This window comes from Bowdeniella massiliensis (assembly GCF_023634005.1).
In the GTDB taxonomy this organism is placed as follows: domain Bacteria; phylum Actinomycetota; class Actinomycetes; order Actinomycetales; family Actinomycetaceae; genus Bowdeniella; species Bowdeniella massiliensis.
Map to the genome: position 1 here is coordinate 65,749 of NZ_JALIQR010000002.1, position 25,320 is coordinate 91,068.

A 25,320-nucleotide genomic window follows, 5' to 3' on the forward strand; every position below is an offset into this window, starting at 1 on the left:
AAAACAATGTCCATTATGCAGCTTGATCAGGTTGACTTCACGTACGGCAGCGCCGCTCAGCGCGTCTTGAAGAACGTGAGCTATGACTTTGAGGTCGGAACGTTTTACGCGATTGTGGGTTCTTCCGGTGCCGGTAAGACCACGATGCTGAGCCTGCTCGCCGGCTTGGATGCACCTACCGAGGGCGTTGTTCGTTTTGACGGCAAAGACATCGCATCCACCGGCTACACACGTCACCGCCGCGACCAGATCGCGTTGGTGTTCCAGAACTACAATCTCATCGACTACCTCACGCCTCTCGAGAACTTGCGTCTGGTGAACTCGAAGGCAACGGTTGAGGACCTCACCCAACTGGGGCTCGATGCGGCGGCAGCTAAACGGAATGTGTTGGCTTTGTCGGGTGGGCAGCAGCAGCGGGTCGCGATCGGCCGGGCGCTCGTCTCTTCTGCTCCTGTGATCCTGGCAGATGAGCCTACGGGTAACCTGGATGAAGAAACCGCGGACGGCGTGATCGATATTTTGCGTGATGCCGCGCATCTGCAGAATAAGTGCGTCATCGTGGTGACACACTCGAAGCAACTTGCGAAGGCTGCGGATGTCACGTTGCGTCTTGAGCGCCGCAACCTAGTGGAGCGCCGCAACTGACCATGGTGGCGGGTGCCGCATCGGTGGTCGCTGCCACTGTATCGTCTGCGGCATCTAGACTGCCCGCCGCATGAGGTTGAGGGCGACACCGTGGTTCTGTAGCCGGGTGTTCCCGCTACTGACGCTGACTGATGGCGGTTGAGTCTGTCGCCATCAGTCAGCGCTGGCGTGGATGGTTTCACCGTCGCGCAAGAGCTGCGTTCGCGTGGCTTCGATGGTGAGATCACGATGATGGAGCCGCAGGGGTTGCCGTATGATCGGCCGCCGTTGTCGAAAGATTATCTGCTGGGCACTAAGACACGCGAGCAGATTCAGTTCCAGCCGCGTGAGTGGTTTGTTGAGAACCGTGTGACACTCATCGAAGCTGAGGCCGTGGCGGTTGAGGACTCTACTGTTGCTGCTCCGGCGGCTGTTCCCGGCATCGGGAGCCTAACCGTCCGGCTCGGAGAGTATTCGACACTCAAACGGGTCCGAGCGCTGATCCGAACCCGAACTACCGTCGCGAAATGATGCAACTCGCGAGCGAAGTCAAGGGGCCGGACGACGGGTGAGCCGGGTTTAGACTCACACCATGAGCTACGCCGATGTCTTGCCCGAACTGGTCGCAGTCTCGCGCGCTGACCCGGTAGGAGATCCACAGCTCGTGATCCTGAACGAGGACCTCTCTAAGGAACTCGACTTCGATCCGGATTGGCTCCGGAGCAGCGAAGGCAGGGCGTGGCTCACGGGCCAGAGCGAAGAGCCAACCACCGCGCAAGCCTATGCGGGGCACCAATTCGGGAAGTACGTGCCGCGACTGGGCGACGGCCGGGCGTTGCTCCTCGCCGAGCGCACTGACCGCTCCGGCACGTCGCGCGACATCCACCTCAAGGGATCCGGTCCCACGCCGTTCTCCCGGGGCGGCGACGGGAAAGCCGCACTTGGGCCCATGCTGCGGGAGTACGTCATCGGAGAGTTTCTCCACGCGGTCAGCATCCCGACGACGCGAGCCCTTGCAGTCCTCACTACGGGCGAGCACGTTTGGCGCGATCGGGGGCCGGAGCGGGGCGCGATTCTCGTCCGCGTTGCCACGGGTCTGGTTCGCGTCGGGACGTTCCAGTACGCGGCTACCCGCGACGGCGATGTGTCTCGCCGACTCGCCGACTACGTCATCGAACGGTACTACCCGGAGCTTCGTGGCGTCAACGAACCGTATGTCGCGCTATTTCAAGCGGTGTGTGACAACCAAGCGTCCCTCATCGCCGACTGGATGGCGGTGGGATTTATCCACGGCGTCATGAATACCGACAACATGGTGATTGCGGGGGAGTCCATCGACTTCGGGCCGTGCGCATTCCTCGACATTTTTGACCGCCGGGCGGTCTTCAGCTCCATCGACCATGCCGGCAGATACGCGTACGGCAATCAGCCCGCCATCGCCCAGTGGAATCTCGCACGATTTGCCGAGAGCATTCTCCCGCTAATCGAGCCGGACACCAACGTTGCGGTCGCCAAACTCGGTGAGATCTTGACTGGGTTCGTCACCAGCTACGAGCGCGAAATCGGCGCGCGGATGGCCGCCAAATTCGGGCTCGACGATCCTTGCTCATCGCTGATAGATGAGGGACTGGACTTGATGGAGCGAAACCAGGTCGATTTCACGACCTTCTTCCGCGCGCTCGGCGCAGGGGAGGCCCCATCACTGGTGGCAGATTCGCCAGACTTTGCCGCATGGTACGCGCGCTGGGAGAGCGAGGTCGATCCCGAGGCGCGCCGACGCATGGCGAGTGTTAATCCGCTCTATATTCCGCGAAACCACCACGTCGACCGGGCGCTGACTGAGGCAAGTGATGGAAACCTTGCATCCCTCGAGCGGCTGGTGAGCGCTCTTACCGATCCTTACCGCGAGCGCTCAGAGCTCGCCGACCTTGCCGAACCGCCGCCACCAGATACCCCGCGCCACGTGACTTTTTGCGGGACCTGATGCTTAGGTGCTGGCTACGTTGATCAAGCCTAGGCGTTCGGAGATCTGCTCAACGTCGGAAAGTGCCCCCGAGGCGACCTCCATGATGAGGTCAAATAGCTCGTCGTTGGTGAGATCGCATCGGTGGTTATTGGTCTCAGCGAACACTAACGAGGCGATGGCAGCGAGCCGCTTGTTTCCATCCACGAGTGGATGGTTGTTGCAAACGGAATGCAGGAGGGCTGCTGCTTTACGGGGAACGCCTGGGTAGGCATCGGTCCCCATGATCGTCGTCAAAGGGCGATCGAGCGACGATTGCAAAAGGCCGATATCTCGCACCGGCCCGATGCCTTCCGCCTCGATGATGTGCACAACGACGCTAAGCGGCAGTGGGCGGGTGGATGCACTCACGGCGGGGCTAGACCGATCCGAGACGATCCAGCGCAGGACGGTACGCTGAACGCACTCGTTCATAGGCAGCCCAAGTATCGTCTTCAAGACGGGTCTGCGCGTCCTCGCGCAAGATTGCGCGCCGAACTGCTTCGTGTTTGGAAATGCCCTGCCTTTTGGCAAGGCGTGCGAGGGCTTGCTCGAGGGCGGGGTCTGTCCGCAACGTCATAGCCATGGGTGGTATGATACCAGAGTGGTATCATGCATTCGCGTTATCGTGTGACCAGAACCGTTTGCTGACTATCGAGGAGGAATCACCAATGAGTTTTCAGGTGTATCTTTCCGGCGAGATCCACACCGATTGGCGCGAGGAGATTGAGCGGGGCGCCAGCGAGGCTGGGCTCGATGTCGTCTTTACTTCCCCGGTGACCGATCACCCCGCGAGCGACGCCGCAGGCGATCATCTCGGTGAGACGCCAAGCTCCTTTTGGCGCGATCACCAGTCAGCGAATGTCAATGCCATCCGGACACGGACGCTGATCGAGCAGGCCGACTTGGTCGTCGTGCGGTTTGGTGATCAGTACAAACAGTGGAACGCGGCCTTCGATGCCGGCTACTGCGCCGCCCTCGGTAAGCCCTATGTGACGCTCCACGACGAGGACATCGTCCATCCGCTCAAAGAGGTTGACGCGGCTGCGCAGGCCTGGTGCCGGACGACGGACCAGGTCGTCGAGATCTTGCGCTACGTCCTTAAGGCGTAGGTCGGGGCGTGGCTTTGACGAAGCTGAGCAGCACCACGGAGTCCTCGGTGGGCATCTACGGCATCGAGCAGCTCTTTCATGAGATCGGCAAGATCTTCACGGGCGCCAAGGAGATGGGCTTCGATACGTCAATCTTTCGCGAAGATGCGACCTTCGACGAGGTTCTCGAGGTTCGCGCGGAGCACCAACAGCTGGTGACCGATTTCCTCGCTGAGGTGGCACAGGAGCAGCTGGCCGAATAACGTCCCAATCCGTGGGGGCGATGACTGGAAACCCACCGTTGGCGACTGCATACGCACGATCCTCGAAGAGGAATGGGCACACCTGCGCGACATCAAGCGTGACCTGGCGATCCTTCAGAAGCGGGGAGCCTAGCGCTCGAGCTGGTCGCCCTCGAGGGTGTAGCTCCGCGTGGTGTGGTCGATCGTTGCTCGCCAGTGCGGCTGCTCGCCACCGACTAGCTGGAGCTCCCAGCCTGCTCCCGGTTGGCCCTCGGCCTCCCAGATCCTCGTGATGACAGCCGCGTCGATAGCGGAAAGCGGTGTCGTGCCTTTGGCCTCCTCGCAGGAGACTCCGAAAGACCCGGCGGAGCGGAACAGGACGGTCGCACAGTCTCCGCCGCCGCTAGCGGGAACGTCCGGCGTCACCACCTGGACTCGGGTTCATATCTGGTTGCTCGTGATACCGAAGGCTGTTTCGTCGATCTCACGAGCATCGAGCAAGGCCGCGTCCTCGCGGAGTTGTCGGACCGCTGCAGTGAGGTCTCCGGCGGGCGTGGCGGCGACCGGTTCCCCGTCGATCCGGCTGCTGGATTGGCCGTAACGCCCACATCCGACACTCTCGATCACGTGGTTGCCGACGACTTTGAGCGTTCCGAAATTTTCGTCGCAATCGGCGACCTCGTTGAGGTTTTTCTCCAGGCTGGCAAGGTCTAGCTTGCTGATCGCTACTCCTGGTCTTCACCCACGATGACATCCCCCTCGAGATCGCCGGTGTTCAGGTCCCGGTGGGCACGATCGACGAAGGCGAAACACCTCATCGTCGAAGAACTCGTGTCGAGTGATCACCCCCGAGGGGAGACTGAGACGGTGACGAGGCCATGTGGGCCACTGACAGCTGAGCGAGTTCGGACCGTCGTCGATGACGAACGGTGCGGGATTGTTAGGCGCTCTTGGAGCTCTTCTTGGTGCTCGACTTCTTTGCGGGCTTTTTCGTGCCGCGTTTCTTATCGAGCGAGGCCTTCAGGGCTTCCATGAGGTCGACGACCTCGGCCTCGTCCGCCGATTCGTCTTCGGGATGCTCGCCGAACGTGGCCTCGGTGTCGATGGTGTCCCCGGCTTCGAGCTTCGCGTCAATGAGTTTGCGCAACTCGATCTGGTAATCGTCCTCGAACTTTTCGGGCGTGAAATCGGAGGCGAATTGGTCAACGAGGGCGCCGGCGAGCTCGAGTTCCTTGTCGCTGATCTTCGTGCGCGATTTCGTGCCCTTGAAGTCAACGTCGCGGACCTCGTCGGCCCACAGCAGCCCCTGCAGGACGAGGACTTTGCCGCGCACGCGCAGGGCACCAAGCCGTGTCTTGTGCCGCAGGGCAAACGTGACAATCGCGGTGCGGTCCGTCTTTTCCAGGGTTTGGCGCAGCAGCAGGTAGGACTTCGGAGACTTTCCTGCGGGCTCGAGGTAATAGGTGTTTTCGAGCATGATCGGGTCGACCTGATTGGAGGGAACGAACTGGACGACTTCGATCTCGTCGTTGTCGGATTCGGGTAGTGACTCGAAATCCTCATCGGTCATGATGACCGTCTTGTCGTCTTCTTCATATGCCTTGTCGATATTTTTGTATTCGACTTTCTTTCCACACACTTCGCAGCGTCGCTCGTAGCGGATGCGGCCACCGTCGGCGTCATGGACCTGGTGGAAGGAAATATCGTGATCTTCCACGGCGCTGTAGGCCTTGACGGGGACGTTCACCAGGCCGAATGTGATGGCTCCGGTCCATATTGCTCGCATAGCATGAGCCTACAGAGGAAGGCTCGACAATGGCGCGACAAGGCAAATCATTTCAGGTCGGCGACCGAACGTTATCGGTCACGAAACTGGACAAGGTGCTCTATCCGGAAACGGGAACGACGAAGGCCGACGTCATCCATTACTACCTTTCTGTCGCGGACGTCCTCATCCCACAAATCACGCGCCGACCCGTGACGCGCAAACGCTGGGTCGATGGGGTAGGGACCGAGAAGAAGCCGGGCGAGGTCTTCTTCCGCAAGGACCTCGAGGACTCGGCGCCCGAATGGATTCCGACCGGGAGTATCGAGCACAAGAGCAGGACGAATACCTACCCGATCGCTGATGAGCCCGCGGTCCTCGCCTGGTTCGCGCAGGTCGCCGCGCTCGAGCTGCACACGCCGCAGTGGCGCTTCGGACGTAACGGCCAGCCCCGCAATCCCGACCGGCTCGTTCTCGACCTCGACCCGGGTGAGGGTGTCGGCCTCGCCGAATGCGCCGAGGTGGCGTTCTGGTGTCGCGAGATCCTCGACGACATGGGGATGGCGACCTTCCCAGTCACGTCGGGTTCGAAGGGCATTCACCTTTACGCCGGCTTGGACGGCACATATAACTCTGAACAGGTTTCGAAGGTCGCGCACGAACTCGCCAAGGCTCTCGAAGCCGACCACCCGGACGAGGTCATCTCGACCATGAAGCGGGCGGACCGTGCCGGAAAAGTTTTTCTTGACTGGTCACAAAACAGCGCCGCGAAAACGACGGTCAGTCCGTACTCGTTGCGCGGCCGGCTCACACCCATGATCGCCGCGCCCCGGACATGGGAGGAGCTCGAGGCAAGAGATCTGCGGCAGTTGACCTACGAGGAAGTGCTCGAGCGGGTCGAACAAGGGATTGACCCCATCTCTGACCTTGGTGCCGACCGGCTCGATACGTACCGCTCGATGCGTGACGCGTCGAAAACCGCCGAGCCAGTCCCCGCGCAGCGCCCGAGCGGAGGAGACGAGGACCAGCCGAGCTTCGTCATCCAAGAGCATCACGCGAGCAGCCTGCACTGGGATTTCCGCCTCGAATACGCGGGCGTCCTCGTGAGCTGGGCCGTGCCCAAGGGCGTCCCGCTCAAGAAGAACCTCAACCGGCTCGCCGTCCAGACCGAGGACCATCCGCTCGAATACGGCACATTCGAAGGCACGATCGCCAAGGGCGAGTACGGGGCGGGCGAGGTCTCGATCTGGGATACGGGCACCTATGAGCGAGAGAAATGGCGCGATGGCAAGGAAGTCATCGCGACCCTGCACGGTCGGGACGACGGCGGGCTCGGCGGAGTGCCGCGCCGGTTCGCGCTCATCCGCACCAAGGGGATGGGCGATGACAGCTGGCTCATGCAGCTCATGAAAGACCAGCCCGACGATCACGCCGATCCCGAGCCCGAGGAAGCACTGAGCGTCGCCGACCTGCCGGGGCCCATGCTATGCAGCGTCGGCAAACCCGCCGATGTCACCCTCGGGAAGAAGGACGGCGAGACGTGGGCCTTCGAGATGAAGTGGGACGGCTACCGCGTCATCGCCGGGGTCGGGAAGAACACTGTCGTGCTATCGAGCCGCAACGGCAAGGACCTCACGGACCTCTTCCCGCAGGCTTGCGAGCTTACCGAGCTCATCGATGACGAAGCTGTCCTCGACGGCGAGCTCGTCGCCCTCGATGAGGACGGCCGCCCAGACTTCAGCCTCCTGCAGGCCGTCCTCAAGGGCGACGACGAGGTCAGCGAGGACGCCGAACTGCGGTATATGGTCTTCGACATCCTGCGCCTGGGCGACCGCTCGCTTACCAAGGAAACGTATGAGGAGCGACGAAAGATCCTTGCCGAGCACCTCGCCGAAGGCGAGAACGTCGTCGTGCCCCCGAACTACACCGGCAGCCTTGCCGCCGCGACCAAGGCGAGTAGCCAGCTCGGGCTGGAGGGGGTCGTTGCAAAGCGGATGGACTCGACCTACCTGCCCGGCAAGCGCGCCAGCGCCTGGCTGAAACTCAAGACGCGGCAGCATCAGGAGGTCATCGTTATCGGTGTCCGCGAGGGGAAGGGCTCGCGCTCTGGCTCGATCGGCTCTCTCCTCGTCGCCGTTCCCGACGAGAGCGGCGAACTGCGTTATGCGGGCCGCGTCGGAACGGGGTTTACCGATTCTCAGCTAGCCGAAATCGAAACAACTCTGCGGCGCATCGAACGCAAGACGCCGCCGATCGATGATGTGCCTGCTGAGGACAGCTCCGATGCCTGGTGGGTGACGCCCAAACTCGTCGCCGAGGTGGCGCTCGCGGGTCGCACCCGCCACGGCCGCGTTCGCCAGGCCGCGTGGCGTGGCTTGCGACAGGACAAAGACATAAAAGACGTGCGCTGGGAGGTGTGACTCGAAGGCAATGATGCCTTTCAGTTAGCGATCACCGCGAGATTCTTCGAGCAGCGCAGCAATCTCCTCGGTGGAGTATTTCTCTCCGCGAGCCTTCCCTGGCCAGGGTGTGGGGTCCTCAGCTGGCGGCGTGAGTGTGCCGTCCTGTGTTAATTGTTCGAGAACGCGGCTAGCGTGGCACGTCGATCGTCACCGTCTTTCCTCCGTAGCCGTTTGCCTGGTCACGGCCTTCGACGACGACCTTAGCGACGTCGTCGGGAATCGTGAACGGGCCGCGCTCGCGAGTGAATGGCTGCTCGTTCGCATGGTCGTGCGCGAGGTCGTGCTCGGCCAGCACCTCGCCGTCCTCGGTCATGACGCGCCAGCCGTCGGCATAGCGTTCCGGGGTGTCATAGGGCGAGGAGATCGTGACGGCAATCGAGAACTGATCGCCCGACGGTTTAAGTTCGGCCTCTACAACGTCGGGAAACTTCTGGTCGGGGTCAACGTCAGTCGTGGCGCTCTCGGTTGGAAGTGAGGCGGTCGTGGACTCCAGTGAGCGGGGGTTGTCGGCCTGCCCCGCACAGGCGGAGAGCGCAAGGGCTGCGGCACAGGCAAGGGCGGTCGCGGCGATGCTTTTTCTCATGGCCGCCAGTCTACGGAGGACGGCACGATGGTGCCGAGGCCAAGGAGGAGCGATGAGTGACCTGATAGGCCGCGCCGCCATCGTGACCGGCGTGAGTCGACGCGACGGCATCGGCTTCGTCTTTCCGCGATTCCAGTCGGCGTCCATGTCCGCTTCCCAGTCGGTCGATGCCCACGGCTCGCTGGGCTCCGACTTGGCGGCGACCGCGCCGAACCAGTGGTCCTCGACGTATGCGAGATGGCTCAACAGTCCGCCGAGCGTCATCGCCGAGGGCGGTAGCGGTTGCCGCAGCCCTGTCTCGCCAAGATTGCACGTCTTCCACTGCAGCCGCGAATTCAGGCTCGGGGCGTCCGTGCTCATCAGTGCGAGTCGCCATGGTGCGTCCTCCCTGGGGTCTTGTGCAGCGTAGGCCTGGGACGTTGGGGACGGCAATCCATCTTTGGTCGCCCCCACCAGTTGACATGAAGAAAAATTTATATAAACTCTAGTTTATGGAAGAGCTGCCGTTAACAGCAGGCCATCCCGTGGTGGCCCTGTTTTCTGCTCTTGCTAATCCCATCCGCGCCAGCATCGTGCATCGGTTGACGAGCGCTCCGGCGAGCGTCAACGAGCTCGTTGAATGGCTGTCCGTGACGCAACCGCTCGTCTCTCATCACCTCAAGATCCTGCGCGACGCGCACCTCGTTGAGGCATCGAAAGAGGGACGCCGGAGCGTCTATTCCTTGGTCGATGACCACGTCGCCCATATCTACCTCGACGCCCTGACTCATATGAAGGAGCACAATCATGACTGCGACCATTAACGAGCCTCAAGCCTGCGAATGTCCGCACTGCGATGACGCCTGCGCCACGTGTGACTGCAAGGACTGCGAGTGCAAGACCTGCAACCACTGCGAATGCGACGACTGCACTGACGTGTGTGAAAGCTGTGACTGCAAGGACTGTGCCTGCCCGAACTGCGAGCACTAACGCCGCTCGCTAGACGCCTGGGGTCGCCATCTGGCGGCCCCATCGTCGTGTGCAGCCAGTAGTAACATCGAGAGCGTGGCGACAACGCACAGAGCGCAGTTCCTCCTCGCGCTCACGGCCCTACACGACGATCGCGCCTTTGTGATCACGCTACCGGGAGTCGCTGGAGACGGGACCGACGAGGTCGCACCCCCTCCCGTGGACGGCGACAGGGCGACTATCGCGGCGGCGGCAGCTCACCTGGTCGATTCGAAAGCGTGGGACGACGAAGCATCCATGACCCGCAGGTCCGCGACGCGGTTCTGGCGACCTTTCCCGAGCCAAAGACCCCGGATTTGATAAGACCCGCCGTCGCAGCCTAACCCCTGTGACCAGGTTTTCTTGTTTTCTAGGGCGAGTTGAAGCCCTCAACGCGCAGCGTCCGTGGGCTTCCATGAGCCGTTCCGCGCTGACGTGTAGCGTCGCCAACGGAGGACGGGGTGCGACTCGTCTCTTTCGTTGGCGAGTTCAGGTTGCGGGGGTAGTTCTACTCATGGCTCACGCCGGGCGAATACTCGGTCCTCGGGATCGCGGCCGGAGAAGGCCGCTTCGAAAAAGGTCGTCGTGCGCCACGGCAACAGGTTGCCACGATCAAACCGTTCGAAGTCGCCTCAACGGTCGGGCTCAGCTCGTACCGTTGGGTGTCTGCGCCCAGCGCCACAATAATGTGTCGTGTATTGTTTGCGGCGTCAGCGACGTAGCCTGATACTTGAGATATGACAATTTGGACGTTATCGAACGACTGGTTCGATCGACACACAACCCAAGATCTCACCTATCGCGTCCGGGTGCGGGTCATGACGCCAGGTGCATTGGACGCCGCATGGGCACGAATCGTTGATGAACACGGCGCTGACGAAGCCGGTGTTGTACCGATCGGTGGCGCAGCGCTCATACGGGTAAACGACCGGGAAGCTGAAGCTATTAGCGGGGGAGAGGACGCGCTCGATTCCCTCGAATGGGCGGTTAACGAGGTTCTCGGTGAAGTTCTCGAAGGAGCTGAGGTGCTCGTCGTTGCCGAAGAGCGTGCCCTCGTGACCGATGCGGACGAGCCGGATTTTGAATGACCTACAACGTGGAGGAGACCTACCTCCAGATCAATCGGTGTATGTCAGGCCCAGATGTTCGTCCTTCAGCATGTCGATTGACGAGTAGCGTGTCTTTTCACGCCCCACATCAAGTTCGGGGCCCCGAGGTGGTTTCCTGCGTCGTAGACAAAAACCAGTGGCACACCGCAAAAGCGATGTGCCACTGATGTATGCACGTAGCGTTCCGGAAGAGGTCAGTGCAGCTTAGCCCAGGTTGTCAGTGCGGAGGGCTCCACGTGGCCCGGCCTCCAATGCCGGGACACCCCACCATGACCACCTCGCTCGCCGACGACGGCATGGCGGACATGTCCCCCACCGGCGCCGAAGTCAGGCTGCTGCACCAATCCCAGCGCGGCGCTGCTTGCCGCGCTGCACGAGCCCAATGACGAGCGATTCGAGTCCGTGCTAGCGCAAGCGGAAAAACAGCGCTCCTGGTCGTTCCGTTATGACGTGGCTCAGACCCTCGAAAAGTACCGACCTGCCGGCGCGCTCGCCTACCTGCGTGCCGGTCGCGGAACGCCCGCTGCGACGGTCCGTCTTTGAGCAGGGCGCGAATTTCCGGACGTTCCTGCGTGCGCAGGCCATGCCATCCGGCGAAATACCGCTCATCGAAGGCCTGCTGGACGTCGCGTCGACGATCGACGGGGCAGTTGCGGAAGCCGTGCAGTGGTTGACGCAGCGGCGCGAGGAACTCGCGGACTCGTAGCGCCAGGCGCGCGAAATAATCGTGGCGCCAACCGCATGTGCCGTGCCATACTGGCCGGAGCGCCAGTGTGGCGCACCGGTAATGAGAGGGCTAACCCATGGCAACAATGCAGCTCCGTCGCCTCAGCGCGATGGCTTTGCTGTGCCCTGTGGGCGGTCTCCAGCTCAAGCCCAGCTTCGCGGAACAACGCTAAGCTGCGGGGTAGCCCTCTCGCCTTCACCGATCTTTTGTATAAAAGTTTTTTCCGTCGTCGTTGACGGTGCGTCGGTTACCCCCTGTGTGAAGAAAACCAACCAGGAGGAATTTTCATGACCGCTTTCCCGGTGCCACTGTCGGGCACCGACAATACCGAGATGTGGGCCCACGAGGCCGAGATCGAAGAGCAGACGCTCACTCAGCTCCGTAACGTAGCGTCGCTGCCGTGGACCCACGGCGTGCGCGTCATGCCCGACGTCCACTTTGGGCTCGGCGCGACCGTCGGATCCGTCATCGCGATGAAGCAGGCCGTTGCGCCGGCCGCGGTCGGCGTCGATATCGGCTGCGGCATGACGGCCGTGCGCACCAACCTGCGGCCCGGCCAGCTGCCCGACTCGCTCGCGAAGCTGCGCCAGGGGATCGAGCGGGCGGTGCCGGTCGGCTTTGCCTCGCACCGCGACGAGCCGCGCACCGTGCGCACGCACGCGGCGCTGGGGGAGCGCTACCGCGCACTCATGAACGAATTCGGCGAGCTGAAGGCGCACGAGATCGTGCGCACGCGGCGCCAGAAGGCCGAGAGCAAGGCCATGACTCAGGTCGGCACGCTTGGCGGTGGTAACCACTTCATCGAGCTGTGCACGGGTGACGACGACCGGGTCTGGGTGACACTGCACTCCGGCTCGCGGGGGACCGGCAACCAGCTGGCCCGCGTCCACATCGAAGCGGCGCAGGAACTTGCCCATAACCAGAACCTCGTCGACCGCGACCTCGCGGTCTTCCTTGCAGGAACGCCCCAGATGGAGGCCTACCTGCACGATCTGTACTGGGCGCAGTCCTACGCGCTGCTCAACCGGGACGTCATGCTCCAGGCGGTCTGCGACGAACTCTCGCATCAGATCGACGGCATCGCGTTTGAAGAACCGATCCGCTGCCACCACAACTATGTGGCAGTAGAGCACTACGACGGCGAGGAGCTCATCGTCACCCGCAAGGGTGCGATTCGGGCGGGCCGCGGAGATATGGGAGTCATCCCAGGCTCGATGGGGACGGGTTCCTATATCGTGCGAGGCCTGGGCAATCCCGCGTCCTACCAGTCGGCCTCCCACGGAGCTGGCCGCAAGATGTCACGGAATGCGGCGCGCAAGCGCTATACCGCGGCCGATCTTGCTGCTCAGACCGAGGGTATCGAGTGCCGGAAGGACGCCGGAGTCGTGGACGAGATTCCGGCCGCATATAAGGACATCAACGACGTGATCGACGCGCAGCGTGACCTCGTTGACGTCGTCGCGCGGCTGCAGACGGTTCTCTGCGTCAAGGGCTAGCTCAAGCGCTGGGATCGGGCGTGATCCAAAGGACATCACGCCCGGTCCTACCTCAAAACGACCCACGAGTGGAAAGCGTCATCGACCTTTCTGCTGAAGGCATCACCTATCCAGCCGTCTCCATCGATGCCGCGCAGCGGGTCGTCTCCGGGGAGGTCGATCGCGCCACCCTCGTGTGCGGTACGGGACTCGGCACCGCAATCGCCGCGAATAAGGTCGCCGGGGTGCGCGCTGCTGCCGCGCGAAAGCTAGCAACCGGCAAGGCGGCGGGCAGGAGACGTCCTGCCCGCCGTTTTTTCTGCTAGGTGGCACATCACATTTTTGATAGCGTCTTAGGTGCACGCTATGGCCTCGCGAATTTCGATAGGGCTTACTTATCGCAAACAGCGCAATCGCCTAGATCGGGCGCTCTAAGCGCGCGTAATGCCGCGGCTGGGCCAGGGGCACTGAGCCTTATTTTCGAAACGATATGTTTGCTTAATGATGTTGACGCCCATAAAGTTAGGCTCGGCTAAGCTAACCAGCGCGGCCATGGTGGAAGGGATCAGGACCTTCCACTGCTAGACCTAATGGAGACTTTCACTATGTCACTTCGTCGCTTCAAGACGATCGCCGCCGCCGCGGCCTCGGGCGCTCTCGCCCTGAGTCTCGCCGCCTGCGGTGGATCTGGTTCTGCTCCCGCGACTTCTGCCGCACCGAGCGGCTCCGCCAGCGCAAGCACCATCGAGGTGGAATCCAACCTCGGCAAGCACTCGATTACGGCGCCGCCGCAGAGCGTCGTCGCCTTGGATAACCGCACCTTCTCGCTGCTCGACTCCTGGGGAGTGAAGGTCAAGGCCGGCGCGGTCAAGCTTATGCGCCCGGACCTGTCCTATAAGAAGGACGGCACGACCGATATCGGCAATCACCGCGAGCCGAACCTCGAACTCATCGTTGCCGCGCAGCCGGACGTCGTAATCTCCGGCCAGCGCTTCACACAGTTCAATGACGAGATCAAAAAGCTCGTCCCGAACGCCGAAGTCATCGATCTCTCGCCACGCGATGGCGAGGATTTCGCGGCCGAGCTCAAGCGCCAGGTCACCGAGATGGGCCGGATTTTCGCGAAGGAGGCCGAGGCGACCAAGCTCGTCGAGGACTTCGATGCAGCGGTGGCGCGCGCCAAGGCCGCTTACGACCCGGGCCAGAAGGTCCTCGGTGTCATCACCTCCGGTGGCGAGATCAACTTCGCGGCACCGACGCAGGGCCGCAGCGTGGGCCCGGCCTTTGACGTTCTTGGACTGACCCCGGCGCTCAAGGTCGAGGGCTCCTCGACCAACCACGAGGGCGATGACGTCTCCGTCGAGGCAATCGCCGAAGCCAACCCCGACTGGATCCTCGTGCTCGACCGTGACGCGGCCGTTGCCGCCAACAGCGGGGAGACCTACAAGCCGGCCAACGAACTGCTCAAGAGCTCCGCGGCGCTGCAAAACGTCACCGCCGTGAAGAAGGGGCAGATCGTCTACATGCCGCAGTACACCTACATCGATGAGGGGCTCACGACGTACACCGAGTTCTTCAACGCGATCGCCGACGCTATGGAGAAGGCGAAGGCGTGAGCCTAGCGACCGCGCCTGCGCAGGCTCCCGGGAGATCCCGGGGGCCTGCCCGGCCGTGGCCGCTTATCGGCGCGGTGGTGCTGACACTCGGCCTCATCGCGCTGTCCCTGTCCGTCGGGGTCTATGACATCCTCGGCTCCGATGATGGCGCGCAAATGTTTGCCATCACGCGCATCCCGCGCACTGTCGCGCTCGTGCTGTCCGGCGCCGTGATGGCGATGTGTGGCCTCGTCATGCAGATGATCACGCAAAACCGGTTCGTCGAGCCGACGACGACCGGGACGACCGAGTGGGCGGGACTCGGGCTGTTGCTCGTGCTCATCGTCGCGCCGGGAGCCTCACTACTGACCAAGATGATCGTCGCCGTGGCGGCGGCATTCATCGGCACCCTCGTCTTTTTCGCCTTCCTGCAGCGGGTGACGCTGAAGTCCTCCGTCATCGTGCCGATCGTTGGGATGATGCTCGCCGCCGTCGTCGGGGCGCTGTCGACGTACATCGCGCTCGAAACCAACATGCTGCAGTCGATGGGCGTATGGTTCCAAGGCTCCTTTACCTCCGCGATCAAGGGCCAGTACGAGCCCATGTGGGCGGTCCTCATCGTCGTCGTCATCGTCTTTATCGCGGCCGACCGCTTCACCGCGGCCGGGTTGGGCGAGGAATTCGCGACAAATATCGGGCTGAACTACCGCATGGTCGTGCTGCTGGGAACCGGACTCATCGCGCTCGCGACGGGCATTGTGACCGTCGTGGTCGGCCAGCTGCCGTTCCTTGGCCTCATCGTCCCGAACATCGTCTCGCTGTTTCGCGGCGATAACCTGCGCTCGAACCTGCCATGGGTAGCGTTCACCGGGATTTGGATCGTCACGATCTGCGACATCATCGCGCGCGTGGTCATTATGCCCTTCGAGGTTCCGGTCTCGATCATTCTCGCGTTCGTGGGCGCGGTGGTCTTCGTCGTCTTGCTGCTAAGGATTCGTCGCCGTGGCTAGTGTGAAATTCGCCGAACCGGCAAGGAGCGAGGTTGACCGCGTGACGCCCCCGATCACCCCCGAGCTGTACGCCAGCCACGATCCGGGCCGGGAGCGCTCCTCCGGTCCGCTGCCGAACCGGCTGGTCACCTCGCGCTACTTCGCGATCCTCGGGGTGCTCATCGTTCTTGCGATCGCGGGCGCGGGCCTGACGCTGGCCTATGACAACCCGATGCCGATTGGCTCTGAGGGCTTCTGGACGATCGCGCAGTTGCGAGTCAAGACGCTCGTCGTCATCGCGATCGTCACGGCAGCGCAGTCGATCGCGACCGTGAGTTTCCAAACCGTCACGCACAACCGGATTCTGACGCCTGGCATTATGGGCTTCGAATCGCTCTACCGGCTCATCCAGACCGCGGCGGTCTTCTTCCTTGGCGCCGCGGGGATCACGTTTGTCACGGGGCTGACGCAGTTCCTGGCGCAGATCGCGCTGATGGTCGGCTTTGCTGCGCTGCTGTACGGCTGGCTCTTTGGCGGCAAGCGGGGAAACCTGCAGGTCACGCTGCTCATCGGCATCGTCATTGGTGGGGGACTGGGGGCGCTCGCCACCTTCCTGCAACGCCTGCTGACCCCGAGCGAATTCGATCTGCTGACTGCGCGCCTCATCGGATCGGTCGCGCAGGCGCGCGACGAGTACATCGTTCCCTCGATCATCATCGTCGCGCTCGCCGGCGGCGCATTGTGGTGGCATTCGCGCCAGCTGAACGTGCTCTCGCTCGGCAAGGATACGGCGGTCAACCTCGGCATCAATCACCGCCGCCAAACGCTTTATGTCCTCGTCCTGACCGCCGTGCTCATGGCAGTCTCGACGGCGCTCATCGGCCCGATGACCTTCCTCGGCTTCCTTGTGGCGATGATCGCCTACCAGCTCGCCGACACCTACGATCACCGCTATATCTTCCCGATGGCCTGGCTCGTTGGCTTTGTGCTCATGACGAGCGCCCACTTCGTGCTGCGTCACCTGTTCTATGCGCAGGGATCCGTCGGGATCATCATCGAACTCGTCGGCGGTGCATTCTTCCTGTTCTACATCCTTCGCAAGGGGAGGCTCTGACATGATCACGCTCGATACCGTTACTCGGAACTACTCCGATGAGGTCTGCATCGGCCCGGTCGACCTGACGATCCCGCAGGGCGGTATTACCGCGCTGGTGGGACCCAATGGCGCCGGCAAGTCGACGATGCTCACGATGATCGGGCGCCTCATGGGAATGGATGAGGGTGCGATCAAAGTCGCCGGTAAGGACGTCTCGTGCACGTCATCGAAGGAGCTCGCGCGGATCGTGTCGATCCTGCGGCAAGAAAACTCCTACGTCACCCGGCTAACGGTTCGTCAGCTCGTCGGCTTTGGTCGCTTCCCCTACAGCCAGGGGCGACTCACACGCGAGGACGAGCAGATCATTTCGCGCTCGATCGACTTCCTTGAGCTCGGAGCGTTAGAAAACCGCTACCTCGATGAGCTTTCCGGTGGCCAGCGCCAGCGAGCCTACGTCGCGATGATTCTTGCGCAAGACACCGACTATGTCCTGCTTGATGAGCCGCTGAACAACCTCGACATGCAGCACTCGGTCCTCATGATGCAGCACCTGAAGCGCGCCGCGACCGAACTCAACCGCACCATCCTCATCGTCCTGCACGACATCAACTTCGCGGCCGCGTACTCCGATTGGATTTGTGCGATGAAGGACGGCAAGGTCGTCGAGTTCGGCACCCCGGAAGCCATCATGCGTGAGGACGTCTTGACCCGAGTCTTCAACACCAAGGTCGATATCCTGCAGGGACCGAAGGGCCCGATGGCGTACTACTACTAAGAGGATTTCTCGTGCTCCTGGGAGATCTCCAGCTGAACCGCCCTACGCTTGAGGATGTGCCGAAGGTCCACGCAATCTACAGTGACCCACGAACCTGGCGGCACTACCCGAGCGGGTGTTTTTTGTTCCCCAGCGAGTCAGAAACCCTGGTGCGCAGCTGGATCGATGGCTGGGAAAGGGACTTTGAGTTCGTGGCTCATCACCGATCCCACCACGAACGACCTGCTAGGCAACTGTGGCGCGATGATGGGACGAGGCGCATTCTGGAATCTCGGTTACCGGCTCGCACCGCAGGCCGTCGGACATGGCATCGTGAGCACGGTTGCCGCCTATTCGGTTCAGCGGGCGCTCGCGGCCGATCCCGATCGGCCAGTCGTCGCCTCGCTCCTCGAGCACAACGTCGGCTCCGCTAAAGTCGCAGAACGCGCGGGCCTTGCGAAGCAGTGCGTCTCATCTATGCCGATCGCGAGCTGAGCGCCGGGCAGTTGAAAGCAGTCCTTGGCTGATCGCGCGGTCTCGCTGCTAGTGCGACGCCATGCGTTCAGTAAAGGTGACGACGACGCCGGAAGCATCCGGCGTCTTGTTGCTGCCCTAACCCGCACGACACACAAGCCCCGGAGCGATCCGGGGCTTTGCTGTATCTGAGCTACGAATCGACTACCGCGACATCAATCTCGACGCCGATATTTACCCGACCCACCCGCTAGCCGGTAGCGGGTTCCGGCACACCGTGATCGGGCTGCCGCGCGGTGGTGAACTCGCCCGGTCACTGGGCCTTCGATAGCGTGACAAGCCAGAACCAAGAACGGAGGACGTGATGAGGCTATGGTCGCTGCACCCCAGCCTGCTCGACCGCCAGGGTTTGCTTGCCCTGTGGCGGGAAGGTCTGCTGGCCCAAAAAGTCCTCGCCGACGAGACTCGTGGCTACCGCAGCCATCCGCAGCTTCAGCGCTTTTGCGGCTGTCCCGACCCTCGCAGCGCGATTGCGACGTATTTGCATTTCGTGGCCGACGAGGCCGATCATCGCGGCTACCACTTCGCGCGCGAACGAATCCGCCTGCCCGCAGGCGATCTCCGCCTGACGGTGACCGACGGTCAACTCGCCTACGAGTGGCAGCACCTGTTGGCCAAGCTCGCTGCTCGTAGCCCCGAGCTCTGGCGGCGTGTGTCAGCTTTGGAGCCTCGACCGCACGACATGTTTGACATCGTTGCCGGCCCGATCGCCTCCTGGGAGCGCCCAGCTTAGGCTGTGCCTATGCCCACCACTGATACCCGTCCCTGCCCCTGCGGAGGCGAACGCTACGCCGAGTGCTGTGAACCCCTGCACGATGGTGCCCGCGCCGCCGAGACCGCAGAAGAGCTCATGCGCTCGCGTTACAGCGCCTACGCCAGGCGCGACCCCAACTACGTTTTTCGCACCTGGCATCCGCGCACCCGGCCCGCCACGATTGACGAGGACGGCCCCACGTTCACTGGTCTTGAGATCCTCTCGACGAGCGACGGGGGAGCCGACGATGAAGAGGGCCTCGTGGAGTTCCGCGCGCACTTCACCGACCGCGGCCTACCCGGTGAACTCCACGAGCTCTCGCACTTCGTTCGCCGGGGGCGCAACTGGGTGTATCTGGATGCCCATCCCGTAAGGTAAACGTATGAGAGGTTTCGGTTTCTTAAGTTTTGGCCATTACGGCGGCCATGGCGGTCCGGACGCACGTGCAGCGCTGCACGAGGCGATTGAACTGTCCGTCGCAGCAGACGAGATTGGCGTCAATGGCGCCTATTTCCGCGTCCATCACTTCGCGCGACAGGCGGCCTTGCCCATGCCATTGCTGGCGGCGATCGCAGCGCGCACCGAGCGCATCGAGGTCGGCACCGGCGTGATCGACTTGCGATAGCACATGTCGGAGTTATAGCACTCGATGATCCTTCCTACTTCCTCGTCCTGGCGGCGCGGAGCCCGTTGAGGATCACTATCACCTCGGCGATCTCGTGCACGAGCACCACCGCTGCGAGGCCGAGTACGCCGAACAGGGCCAGCGGCAGCAGCGCGGTGATGATCAGCAGGGACAGGATGATGTTCTGGTTGATGATGTGCCTGCCGCGGCGGGCGTGGTCGAACGCGCGCGGGAGGAGTCGCAGGTCGTGGCCGGTGAAGGCGACGTCGGCGGACTCGATCGCGGCGTCGGAGCCGGTCGCGCCCATGGCGATGCCGATGTCCGCGGCGGCCAGGGCGGGGGCGTCGTTGATGCCGTCGCCGATCATCGCGACCGAGCCGTGCCTGCTCAGCTCGCTGATGGCGGCGGCCTTGTCCTCGGGACGCAGCTCCGCGCGCACGTCTTCGATCCCTGCCTGCGCGGCCAGCGCGCGGGCGGTGCGGGCGTTGTCGCCGGTGAGCATGGTCACCCCGACGCCCTGGGCCGCGAGGGTGCGCACGACCTCGGGAACCTCGGGGCGCAGCTCGTCACGGACCCCGATCGCGGCGACCGGGACCCCGTCGCGGTGCACGATCACGACGGTCATGCCCTGCTCCTCCAGTCCCGCGACCTGGTCCTTAAGCGTCCCCGCGTCCAGCCAGCGAGGGCTGCCGACGGTGACCCGGGCCCCGTCGAGGGTGCCTTCGATGCCGTGCCCGGCCTGCTCGGTGACCTCCAGGGCGGCGGGAGCTCCGGGTGCGGCGGCGGTGATCGCGGCGGCCAGCGGGTGGGTGCTGTGCTGCTCCAGGGATACCGCCCAGGCCAGGGCCTGCGCCTCGGTCACGCCGTCGGCGGTGAGGACGGCGGTGACGGCGGGCTCGTTGCGGGTGAGGGTGCCGGTCTTGTCGACGGCGACGTGGCGGATCACGCCGAAGCGCTCGAACACGGCACCGGACTTGATGATCACGCCGAACCGGCTCGCCGAGCCGATCGCGGCGACGACGGTGAGCGGGACGGAGATCGCCAGCGCGCACGGCGACGCGGCGACGAGCACCACGAGGGCGCGGGTGATCCACAGCTCGGGGTCGCCCAGCAGCGAGCCGATGACCGCGACAAGAGCGGCGAGGATCAGCACGCCAGGCACGAGCGGCCGGGCGATGCGGTCGGCCAGGCGGGCGCGGTCGCCCTTCTCGGCCTGCGCCTGCTCGACCAGCTCCACGATCGTGGTCAGCGAGTTGTCCGTGCCCACCGCGGTCGTCTCGACCTCCAGGGCACCGGCAGTGTTGATCGCCCCGGCCGACACTGCGTCGCCGGGCTCGACCTCGACCGGGATCGACTCGCCGGTGATCGCGGAGGTGTCCAGGCTCGACCGGCCCGTGCGGACGATGCCGTCGGTCGCGATCCGCTCACCGGGGCGCACCAGCATGAGCAGCCCGACCTGGAGGTCCTTCGCGGCGACCTCCGCGGGCGCGCCGTCCCGCCGGATGGTCGCGGTCTCCGGGACGAGCTTGAGGAGAGCCCTCAGCCCGCCGCGGGCGCGGTCCATGGCCTTGTCCTCCAGCGCTTCGGCGATGGAGTACAGGAACGCCAAGGCGGCGGCCTCCTCGACGTAGCCGAGAATCACCGCGCCGACCGCGCTGATCGTCATCAGCAGGCCGATGCCCAGCTTGCCCTTGAACAGCTTGCGGATCGCGCCGGGCGTGAACGTCGACGCGCCCAGCAGCAGGCCGATCCAGAACGCCACCAGCGCCGGGACCTCAGCCCCTGTCCATTCCAGGACCAGGCCCGTGCCGAAGGCGACGCCGGAGAGCACCGGGACCATGATCCCGCGGTCACGCCACCACGGACGCTCCCGCTCCTCCTCGGCCTCCTCGCCGACCCGGGTCTCCGGCTCGTCGCATCCGCACGCCGCGCTCACTCGCCCGCCCCCGTCCCGCAGCAGCCGGGCACGGCGCACTCGGCGTCGACGCACGGCGCGTGCTCATCGACGGCCAGCGTCACGTCCACGAGCGCCGTGAGCGCCGCCGCGAGATGCGGATCAGCGATCTCGTAGCGCGTCTGCCGACCCTCGGGCTCGGCGACCACGATCCCGCAGTCGCGCAGGCAGGTCAGATGGTTCGAGACGTTCGAGCGCGTCAGCTCCAGCTCGCGCGAAAGCACGGCCGGGTAGCTTGGGCCGTCGAGCAGGGTCATCAGGATGCGGGATCGCGTCGGGTCCGCCATGGCCCGGCCCAGCCGGTTCATGACGTCGAGGCGTAAAGCAATGGTCAGCATGCACTGAACTATACAGCGTGTGCTGACTCATTGTCGACTCGTCAGGGCTGCCGCAGGCGCTCCGCGCGCTTGCCCTCGGGAACCGGGTTCACCTACTTGCGCCAGCGGGGCCACTTCGGCATCCCGCGGCCCCTCCAGGTCTCGACGAGGCACGCGACCCAACGGACGGACGCGAAGAGCCCGTAGTCGGCCCCGGTGAGGCCCACGGCAACCACGAGCCAGCGCCCGATGCCGAGCCACAGGCTCCCGTCCACGTCGAGGGCCCACTGAGCGCCTGTGATGAGCCCAGCGATGCCCATCCAGAGCCCAGCGACGACCACGACCACCGGCAAGAGGGCGAGGCACATCGCAGCGGCAGCCGACCAGAGCTGTCGCGCCTCCAGCTTCGCCGTCGCGGCGATGATCCGCTCGGCGCGCTCGTTGGACGCGTCGAGGTTCGCCGTCATCGTGGCCGAAGCCTCCCCGGCGACCTGCTCGACAGCCTTCTCGACCCGTTCCTCGGTGCGCTTCTCGATCCGCTGGACCGCGCCGCCGACCTGGCTCACGAGTTTCTGGTTCGCTGTGACCTGCGCCTTCAGACCCTCAATCGCCGAGGCCGTAGCCGCGCGATTCTTCTGCGCCTCCGCGACCAAGCTCCGCGACGCGGCGTTCAAGCTCTCGCCGTTGAGACTCTGCGCGAACTCGCCGAGCGTGCTCTCGATCTCGTTCTGCCTGCTCTCGATACTCGCGATCCTCGCGGACACGTCGCTGGAGGGCGAGGAGGTCGACGCCGGGGCCGTGATCCGCTCCAGCCGCCTCGTCGTCTCCTCGTCCATGACCTTCACGAACCGCGCGAGCTTCTTCTGCTGTTCGGTCAGCGTGGCGATCCTCGTGTTCTGCGCCTCGACGGCGGCGAGGATCGAGGTCAACAGCTCCATCGTCTCCGGACTGCCGAGCTGCTGCCGCTGCTCGTCCTGCGCGTTCTGCTGCTTCAGCCTGTCGAGCGCTGCGCTCATGTTCCTTCTCCTGCTGCTGCTGGTGATAGTCGAAGAACGCCTGCGCGCCCTCCGGGGTGAAGTCCGCCGAGAGGGCGCTCGCGCGCTTACGGCGCTCGGCGCGGCCGGACTCGCCGCGGCGATCCTCGATGTAGAGCGTCCAGGTCTCTTGCCCGGCGCGCTTGCCCTTCTTGCTGACGGGGCTGTGCAACCGCATCCGCGGCACCCGCTCCCCGTCATCGCCGAGCCGCTGGTTCTGCTCCTCGATCACCGAGACCAGACCGGCCTTGTCCACCGCCCGGGGATCGGCCAGCGCCGCGCTCATCCGGTCGCCCATCTCGCGGTCGAGCGATCCCTCGGCGAAGTCCTCGCGGCGCAGCTCCCAGTCCTTCGGTGCGTGCTCCAGCCGCTTCACGACCGAGAGCCCGTGTTCTCGCATCAGCTGGTCGTTCGCCGACTGGACGCCCCGCTGATTCCCGGCCTTGCGGTCGTGGAACGTGCGATAGTCCGAGAGCGCCTTCCCCGTCCGGTTGTTGTGGTTGATGACCAAGATGTGGTTGTGCGGCTTCTTGCCCCGCTCCACATGCGTCACCACGAGGCAGTCGGAATCCGGGTGCATCTTCTTCGCGAGCTGATAACCGAGATCGTTCACGCGCTGCACGTCCTCCGGACTCTTCGGGTCGAACTCCTCGTCGCTGAACGACTGCCGGTAGTGCAGCGCCTCGACGCCGCGCTTCGTGTTTTGCGTGAGCGCGCGGGCGCGGGCCGAGAATGCGCCGGGGCCTCCCGGCACGTCGCACGTGACCGCGGCCCCGCGCTCGTCCTCCTTGCCTCGGATGTAGCGCTCCGTGTCGGCGGCGCTGGCGCTCGGGCTGTAGTGCGTGGTGCTCATGAGGCCGCCCGATCCCCGAGCAGAGCGCGGACCTCGCGCAGCAACTCGATCAGCTCGGGCACCTCCGCCGACAGCGCCACTGACTCACCAGCCCGCGCCCGGCTGTCGAGGTCGTTGACGTTGATCGCCAGAGGGCGAATCTGCGCGGCCAGCTCGCGAGCATCCGCCGACGCCTGCACCCGCGCCTCGACCCCGAGCAGGTGCGCGGCCACGGCGGCGTCCAACTCCTCGCTCCGAGAGGCGTGGAGGGCATCCCGGACGACGGTCCGCACCCACGTGCTCGGAGCCAGCCCGAGCCGCGTCGCACGAGTGCGAAGCGCCCCGAGTGTGGCGTCATCGAAGCGGGTATCGAGCCGCCCGCCGCTGCCACGACGACGCTTCGCGCCGCCGTGACTCTGACGCACAGCCTCCGCATCAGCCCGACCGGTGTTCACCTGGGAGTCGGTCTGCTGCTCCACCTGTACGCCAGAGTGGCAAGCAGTAGCCGTGTCGGACATTTCGCTGGCGCTCGAGCGCCGATACCCTCATGCTCACGATCCCGAACCAGCTCGGGGTCGATTACAACCTGCACATCCTGCAGTCCTTCGCCGAGCACGTGGCTCCGGCGCTGGGCTGGAAGCCGAACACCGAGGGGCCAGTCGAGGGATACGCAATCAACTGAACGTCTCTTTATGACGGAAGGTCGTTTACCGGGAAGTCATAGATCGTAACGATCTCGTCGTGTTGTTCCGCCCTCCTAGGCAATTCGAGCTCCTGTGTTACGCTGTAACACAGGAGGATTCATGGCTACTACAACCGTCACCCTGCGTCTTGCAGAGTCAGAGAAGCAATTGCTCGCTGACTATGCAAAGACCTTCGGCATGAGCATTTCTGAGTTTGTGCGCACCGCGGCGCTCTCTCGCATCGAAGATGAGCTGGATCTGGTCGCGTGGGAAGATGCAAAGCGCGAATTCGACGCTGACCCCCAAACGTTGACAGCCGACGAGGTTGCGGCGAAATACCTGTAAATGTGGCGACTGTTCTATTCTCAACGAGCTGACAAACAGCTAAGCAAGCTGGATCCAGGTGTCCGCCGCGTCATCGTGGCATGGCTAAATAAGAACATCGACGGCTGCGACAACCCGCGCTCGCAGGGTAAGAGCCTTACTACGGGTTTGTCGGGAAAATGGCGTTATCGCGTGGGCGATTACCGCGTGCTCTGTGAGATTCGCGAGTCTGAACTTATCGTGCTCGCGATCGAAATCGGGCATCGACGCGACAACTACAAGTGATGTTGTTGTACCCGCACATTCTGCAGTCCTTCGCCGAGCGCGTGGCTCCGCCCCCGGGCTGGAAGTAGAACACCGCGGGCCGCTCGAGGGATACGCGATGTGAACCCATCGCCTCATCACCCTCGCCTGGCGAGGCGAGGAAGAGCTACTGTCTCCTCGCGTGCGTCGTGACTCGGAGCTTTTCCGCCAGTTTCTGGCGGATGACTTTTACGAGATCGGACGGTCCGGTAGAAGGTGGAACCGAGACGAGATCATCGCCGAACTGGTGACTGAAGAAAGCTCGCTGACCGATGCTGTCCTGAGTGAGCCTGAGGCTCAGGTGATCGCCCACGACATCGTGCTGCTCTCCTACGGCCTGTAACTCGGACAGCCGCACAGCCGGCATTCATCGCTGCGGCGGGTCAGCAAGGACAGCGCTCAATGCATTTTCCATCAGGGCACGCCCGCCTCAGACTGCTAAGCCGCTAAAAAAACCTA

General features: G+C 63.7%; 30 protein-coding genes and 2 pseudogenes. 24 read left to right on the forward strand and 8 right to left on the reverse strand.

Annotated elements, in window-relative coordinates:
- Positions 1-6 precede the first annotated feature (6 nt).
- From MUN85_RS01545 to MUN85_RS01555, 3 genes are all read left to right on the forward strand, one after another.
- Entirely contained in the window at positions 7-645 is a 639-nt protein-coding gene (locus MUN85_RS01545) for an ABC transporter ATP-binding protein (RefSeq protein ID WP_250505081.1), read from the forward strand.
- A gap of 168 nt (positions 646-813) precedes the next feature.
- The gene (locus tag MUN85_RS01550; protein ID WP_250505082.1) at positions 814-1,155 is read left to right on the forward strand and encodes a hypothetical protein; all 342 of its coding nucleotides are present in this window, start codon (positions 814-816) and stop codon (positions 1,153-1,155) included.
- Between the two features lie 61 nt (positions 1,156-1,216).
- The gene (locus MUN85_RS01555; RefSeq protein WP_250505083.1) at positions 1,217-2,608 is read left to right on the forward strand and encodes a protein adenylyltransferase SelO; all 1,392 of its coding nucleotides are present in this window, start codon (positions 1,217-1,219) and stop codon (positions 2,606-2,608) included.
- Positions 2,609-2,611: 3 nt separating this feature from the next.
- Here the strand turns inward: MUN85_RS01555 and MUN85_RS01560 are convergent, their stop codons facing one another.
- Positions 2,612-3,061: a type II toxin-antitoxin system death-on-curing family toxin gene (locus MUN85_RS01560; RefSeq protein ID WP_250505084.1), complete on the reverse strand. Its 450-nt coding sequence runs from the start codon at positions 3,059-3,061 to the stop codon at positions 2,612-2,614.
- 236 nt (positions 3,062-3,297) lie between these two features.
- On the opposite strand from MUN85_RS01560, the gene MUN85_RS01565 reads away from it, so the two are divergent.
- The 3 genes from MUN85_RS01565 to MUN85_RS01575 all read left to right on the forward strand — a co-directional run bounded on the left by MUN85_RS01565 (position 3,298) and on the right by MUN85_RS01575 (position 4,673).
- Entirely contained in the window at positions 3,298-3,738 is a 441-nt protein-coding gene (locus MUN85_RS01565; RefSeq protein ID WP_250505085.1) for a YtoQ family protein, read from the forward strand.
- 8 nt (positions 3,739-3,746) lie between these two features.
- Entirely contained in the window at positions 3,747-3,980 is a 234-nt protein-coding gene (locus MUN85_RS01570; RefSeq protein ID WP_250505086.1) for a hypothetical protein, read from the forward strand.
- Positions 3,981-4,223: 243 nt separating this feature from the next.
- A complete protein-coding gene (locus tag MUN85_RS01575; protein WP_250505087.1) occupies positions 4,224-4,673 on the forward strand; it encodes a hypothetical protein in 450 nt (149 codons plus the stop codon).
- A gap of 226 nt (positions 4,674-4,899) precedes the next feature.
- Here the strand turns inward: MUN85_RS01575 and ku are convergent, their stop codons facing one another.
- On the reverse strand, positions 4,900-5,745 hold the full coding sequence (gene ku / locus MUN85_RS01580) for a non-homologous end joining protein Ku (protein WP_250505088.1): 846 nt from the start codon (positions 5,743-5,745) through the stop codon (positions 4,900-4,902).
- 29 nt (positions 5,746-5,774) lie between these two features.
- On the opposite strand from ku, the gene MUN85_RS01585 reads away from it, so the two are divergent.
- Positions 5,775-8,144 (forward strand): ATP-dependent DNA ligase, encoded by a 2,370-nt coding sequence (locus MUN85_RS01585; RefSeq protein WP_250505089.1) that lies wholly within the window; start codon positions 5,775-5,777, stop codon positions 8,142-8,144.
- Positions 8,145-8,313: 169 nt separating this feature from the next.
- Here MUN85_RS01585 and MUN85_RS01590 read toward each other — a convergent pair whose 3' ends face one another.
- Positions 8,314-9,129: a mycothiol transferase gene (locus tag MUN85_RS01590; protein WP_250505090.1), complete on the reverse strand. Its 816-nt coding sequence runs from the start codon at positions 9,127-9,129 to the stop codon at positions 8,314-8,316.
- A 131-nt stretch (positions 9,130-9,260) separates the two neighbouring features.
- Between MUN85_RS01590 and MUN85_RS01595 the strand changes: the two genes are divergently transcribed.
- The 13 genes and pseudogenes from MUN85_RS01595 to MUN85_RS01655 form a co-directional block, all read left to right on the forward strand.
- On the forward strand, positions 9,261-9,572 hold the full coding sequence (locus tag MUN85_RS01595) for an ArsR/SmtB family transcription factor (RefSeq protein ID WP_073717555.1): 312 nt from the start codon (positions 9,261-9,263) through the stop codon (positions 9,570-9,572).
- Positions 9,573-10,493: 921 nt separating this feature from the next.
- Positions 10,494-10,844 (forward strand): XRE family transcriptional regulator, encoded by a 351-nt coding sequence (locus MUN85_RS01600; protein WP_250505091.1) that lies wholly within the window; start codon positions 10,494-10,496, stop codon positions 10,842-10,844.
- Between the two features lie 523 nt (positions 10,845-11,367).
- Positions 11,368-11,571, forward strand: coding sequence for a hypothetical protein (locus MUN85_RS01605; protein ID WP_250505092.1), 204 nt, complete (start codon positions 11,368-11,370; stop codon positions 11,569-11,571).
- Between the two features lie 308 nt (positions 11,572-11,879).
- Positions 11,880-13,088, forward strand: a complete 1,209-nt coding sequence (locus MUN85_RS01610; protein ID WP_250505093.1) for an RtcB family protein — start codon at positions 11,880-11,882, stop codon at positions 13,086-13,088.
- Between the two features lie 68 nt (positions 13,089-13,156).
- On the forward strand, positions 13,157-13,393 hold the full coding sequence (locus MUN85_RS12620; RefSeq protein WP_348647924.1) for an RpiB/LacA/LacB family sugar-phosphate isomerase: 237 nt from the start codon (positions 13,157-13,159) through the stop codon (positions 13,391-13,393).
- 279 nt (positions 13,394-13,672) lie between these two features.
- Positions 13,673-14,683 carry a siderophore ABC transporter substrate-binding protein gene (locus tag MUN85_RS01620; protein ID WP_250505094.1) on the forward strand — a complete coding sequence of 337 codons (1,011 nt, stop codon included), beginning with the start codon at positions 13,673-13,675 and terminating at the stop codon, positions 14,681-14,683.
- The gene (locus MUN85_RS01625) at positions 14,680-15,672 is read left to right on the forward strand and encodes an ABC transporter permease (RefSeq protein WP_348647925.1); all 993 of its coding nucleotides are present in this window, start codon (positions 14,680-14,682) and stop codon (positions 15,670-15,672) included. Before MUN85_RS01620 ends, MUN85_RS01625 begins: the two co-directional genes overlap by 4 nt.
- Positions 15,665-16,765 (forward strand): iron chelate uptake ABC transporter family permease subunit, encoded by a 1,101-nt coding sequence (locus tag MUN85_RS01630; RefSeq protein ID WP_250505095.1) that lies wholly within the window; start codon positions 15,665-15,667, stop codon positions 16,763-16,765. Before MUN85_RS01625 ends, MUN85_RS01630 begins: the two co-directional genes overlap by 8 nt.
- A gap of 1 nt (position 16,766) precedes the next feature.
- Positions 16,767-17,522 carry an iron ABC transporter ATP-binding protein gene (locus MUN85_RS01635; RefSeq protein WP_250505096.1) on the forward strand — a complete coding sequence of 252 codons (756 nt, stop codon included), beginning with the start codon at positions 16,767-16,769 and terminating at the stop codon, positions 17,520-17,522.
- A 54-nt stretch (positions 17,523-17,576) separates the two neighbouring features.
- Complete coding sequence (locus MUN85_RS01640) at positions 17,577-17,996, forward strand: GNAT family N-acetyltransferase (protein ID WP_348647926.1); 420 nt, start codon at positions 17,577-17,579, stop codon at positions 17,994-17,996.
- A 343-nt stretch (positions 17,997-18,339) separates the two neighbouring features.
- Complete coding sequence (locus tag MUN85_RS01645) at positions 18,340-18,768, forward strand: pyrimidine dimer DNA glycosylase/endonuclease V (RefSeq protein ID WP_250505098.1); 429 nt, start codon at positions 18,340-18,342, stop codon at positions 18,766-18,768.
- 9 nt (positions 18,769-18,777) lie between these two features.
- Positions 18,778-19,167: a YchJ family protein gene (locus MUN85_RS01650; protein ID WP_250505099.1), complete on the forward strand. Its 390-nt coding sequence runs from the start codon at positions 18,778-18,780 to the stop codon at positions 19,165-19,167.
- A gap of 4 nt (positions 19,168-19,171) precedes the next feature.
- Positions 19,172-19,411 (forward strand): annotated as a pseudogene (locus tag MUN85_RS01655) (LLM class flavin-dependent oxidoreductase); the annotation flags it as partial.
- 37 nt (positions 19,412-19,448) lie between these two features.
- Here MUN85_RS01655 and MUN85_RS01660 read toward each other — a convergent pair.
- The 5 genes from MUN85_RS01660 to MUN85_RS01680 form a co-directional block, all read right to left on the reverse strand.
- Entirely contained in the window at positions 19,449-21,350 is a 1,902-nt protein-coding gene (locus MUN85_RS01660; protein WP_250505100.1) for a heavy metal translocating P-type ATPase, read from the reverse strand.
- Positions 21,347-21,706, reverse strand: a complete 360-nt coding sequence (gene cmtR / locus MUN85_RS01665; RefSeq protein WP_250505101.1) for a Cd(II)/Pb(II)-sensing metalloregulatory transcriptional regulator CmtR — start codon at positions 21,704-21,706, stop codon at positions 21,347-21,349. The genes MUN85_RS01660 and cmtR overlap by 4 nt, the downstream gene beginning before the upstream one ends.
- Before the next feature lie 92 nt (positions 21,707-21,798).
- Entirely contained in the window at positions 21,799-22,251 is a 453-nt protein-coding gene (locus tag MUN85_RS01670) for a hypothetical protein (RefSeq protein ID WP_250505102.1), read from the reverse strand.
- 37 nt (positions 22,252-22,288) lie between these two features.
- Complete coding sequence (locus MUN85_RS01675; RefSeq protein WP_250505103.1) at positions 22,289-23,572, reverse strand: relaxase/mobilization nuclease domain-containing protein; 1,284 nt, start codon at positions 23,570-23,572, stop codon at positions 22,289-22,291.
- The gene (locus MUN85_RS01680; RefSeq protein WP_250505104.1) at positions 23,569-23,976 is read right to left on the reverse strand and encodes a hypothetical protein; all 408 of its coding nucleotides are present in this window, start codon (positions 23,974-23,976) and stop codon (positions 23,569-23,571) included. Before MUN85_RS01680 ends, MUN85_RS01675 begins: the two co-directional genes overlap by 4 nt.
- A gap of 107 nt (positions 23,977-24,083) precedes the next feature.
- On the opposite strand from MUN85_RS01680, the pseudogene MUN85_RS01685 reads away from it, so the two are divergent.
- The 4 genes and pseudogenes from MUN85_RS01685 to MUN85_RS01700 form a co-directional block, all read left to right on the forward strand.
- Positions 24,084-24,233 (forward strand): annotated as a pseudogene (locus MUN85_RS01685) (LLM class flavin-dependent oxidoreductase); the annotation flags it as partial.
- A 121-nt stretch (positions 24,234-24,354) separates the two neighbouring features.
- Positions 24,355-24,579 (forward strand): type II toxin-antitoxin system RelB family antitoxin, encoded by a 225-nt coding sequence (relB, locus tag MUN85_RS01690; RefSeq protein ID WP_250505105.1) that lies wholly within the window; start codon positions 24,355-24,357, stop codon positions 24,577-24,579.
- A complete protein-coding gene (locus tag MUN85_RS01695) occupies positions 24,580-24,843 on the forward strand; it encodes a type II toxin-antitoxin system RelE family toxin (RefSeq protein ID WP_250505106.1) in 264 nt (87 codons plus the stop codon).
- A gap of 148 nt (positions 24,844-24,991) precedes the next feature.
- Complete coding sequence (locus MUN85_RS01700; protein ID WP_284500830.1) at positions 24,992-25,204, forward strand: nuclear transport factor 2 family protein; 213 nt, start codon at positions 24,992-24,994, stop codon at positions 25,202-25,204.
- Positions 25,205-25,320 lie beyond the last annotated feature (116 nt).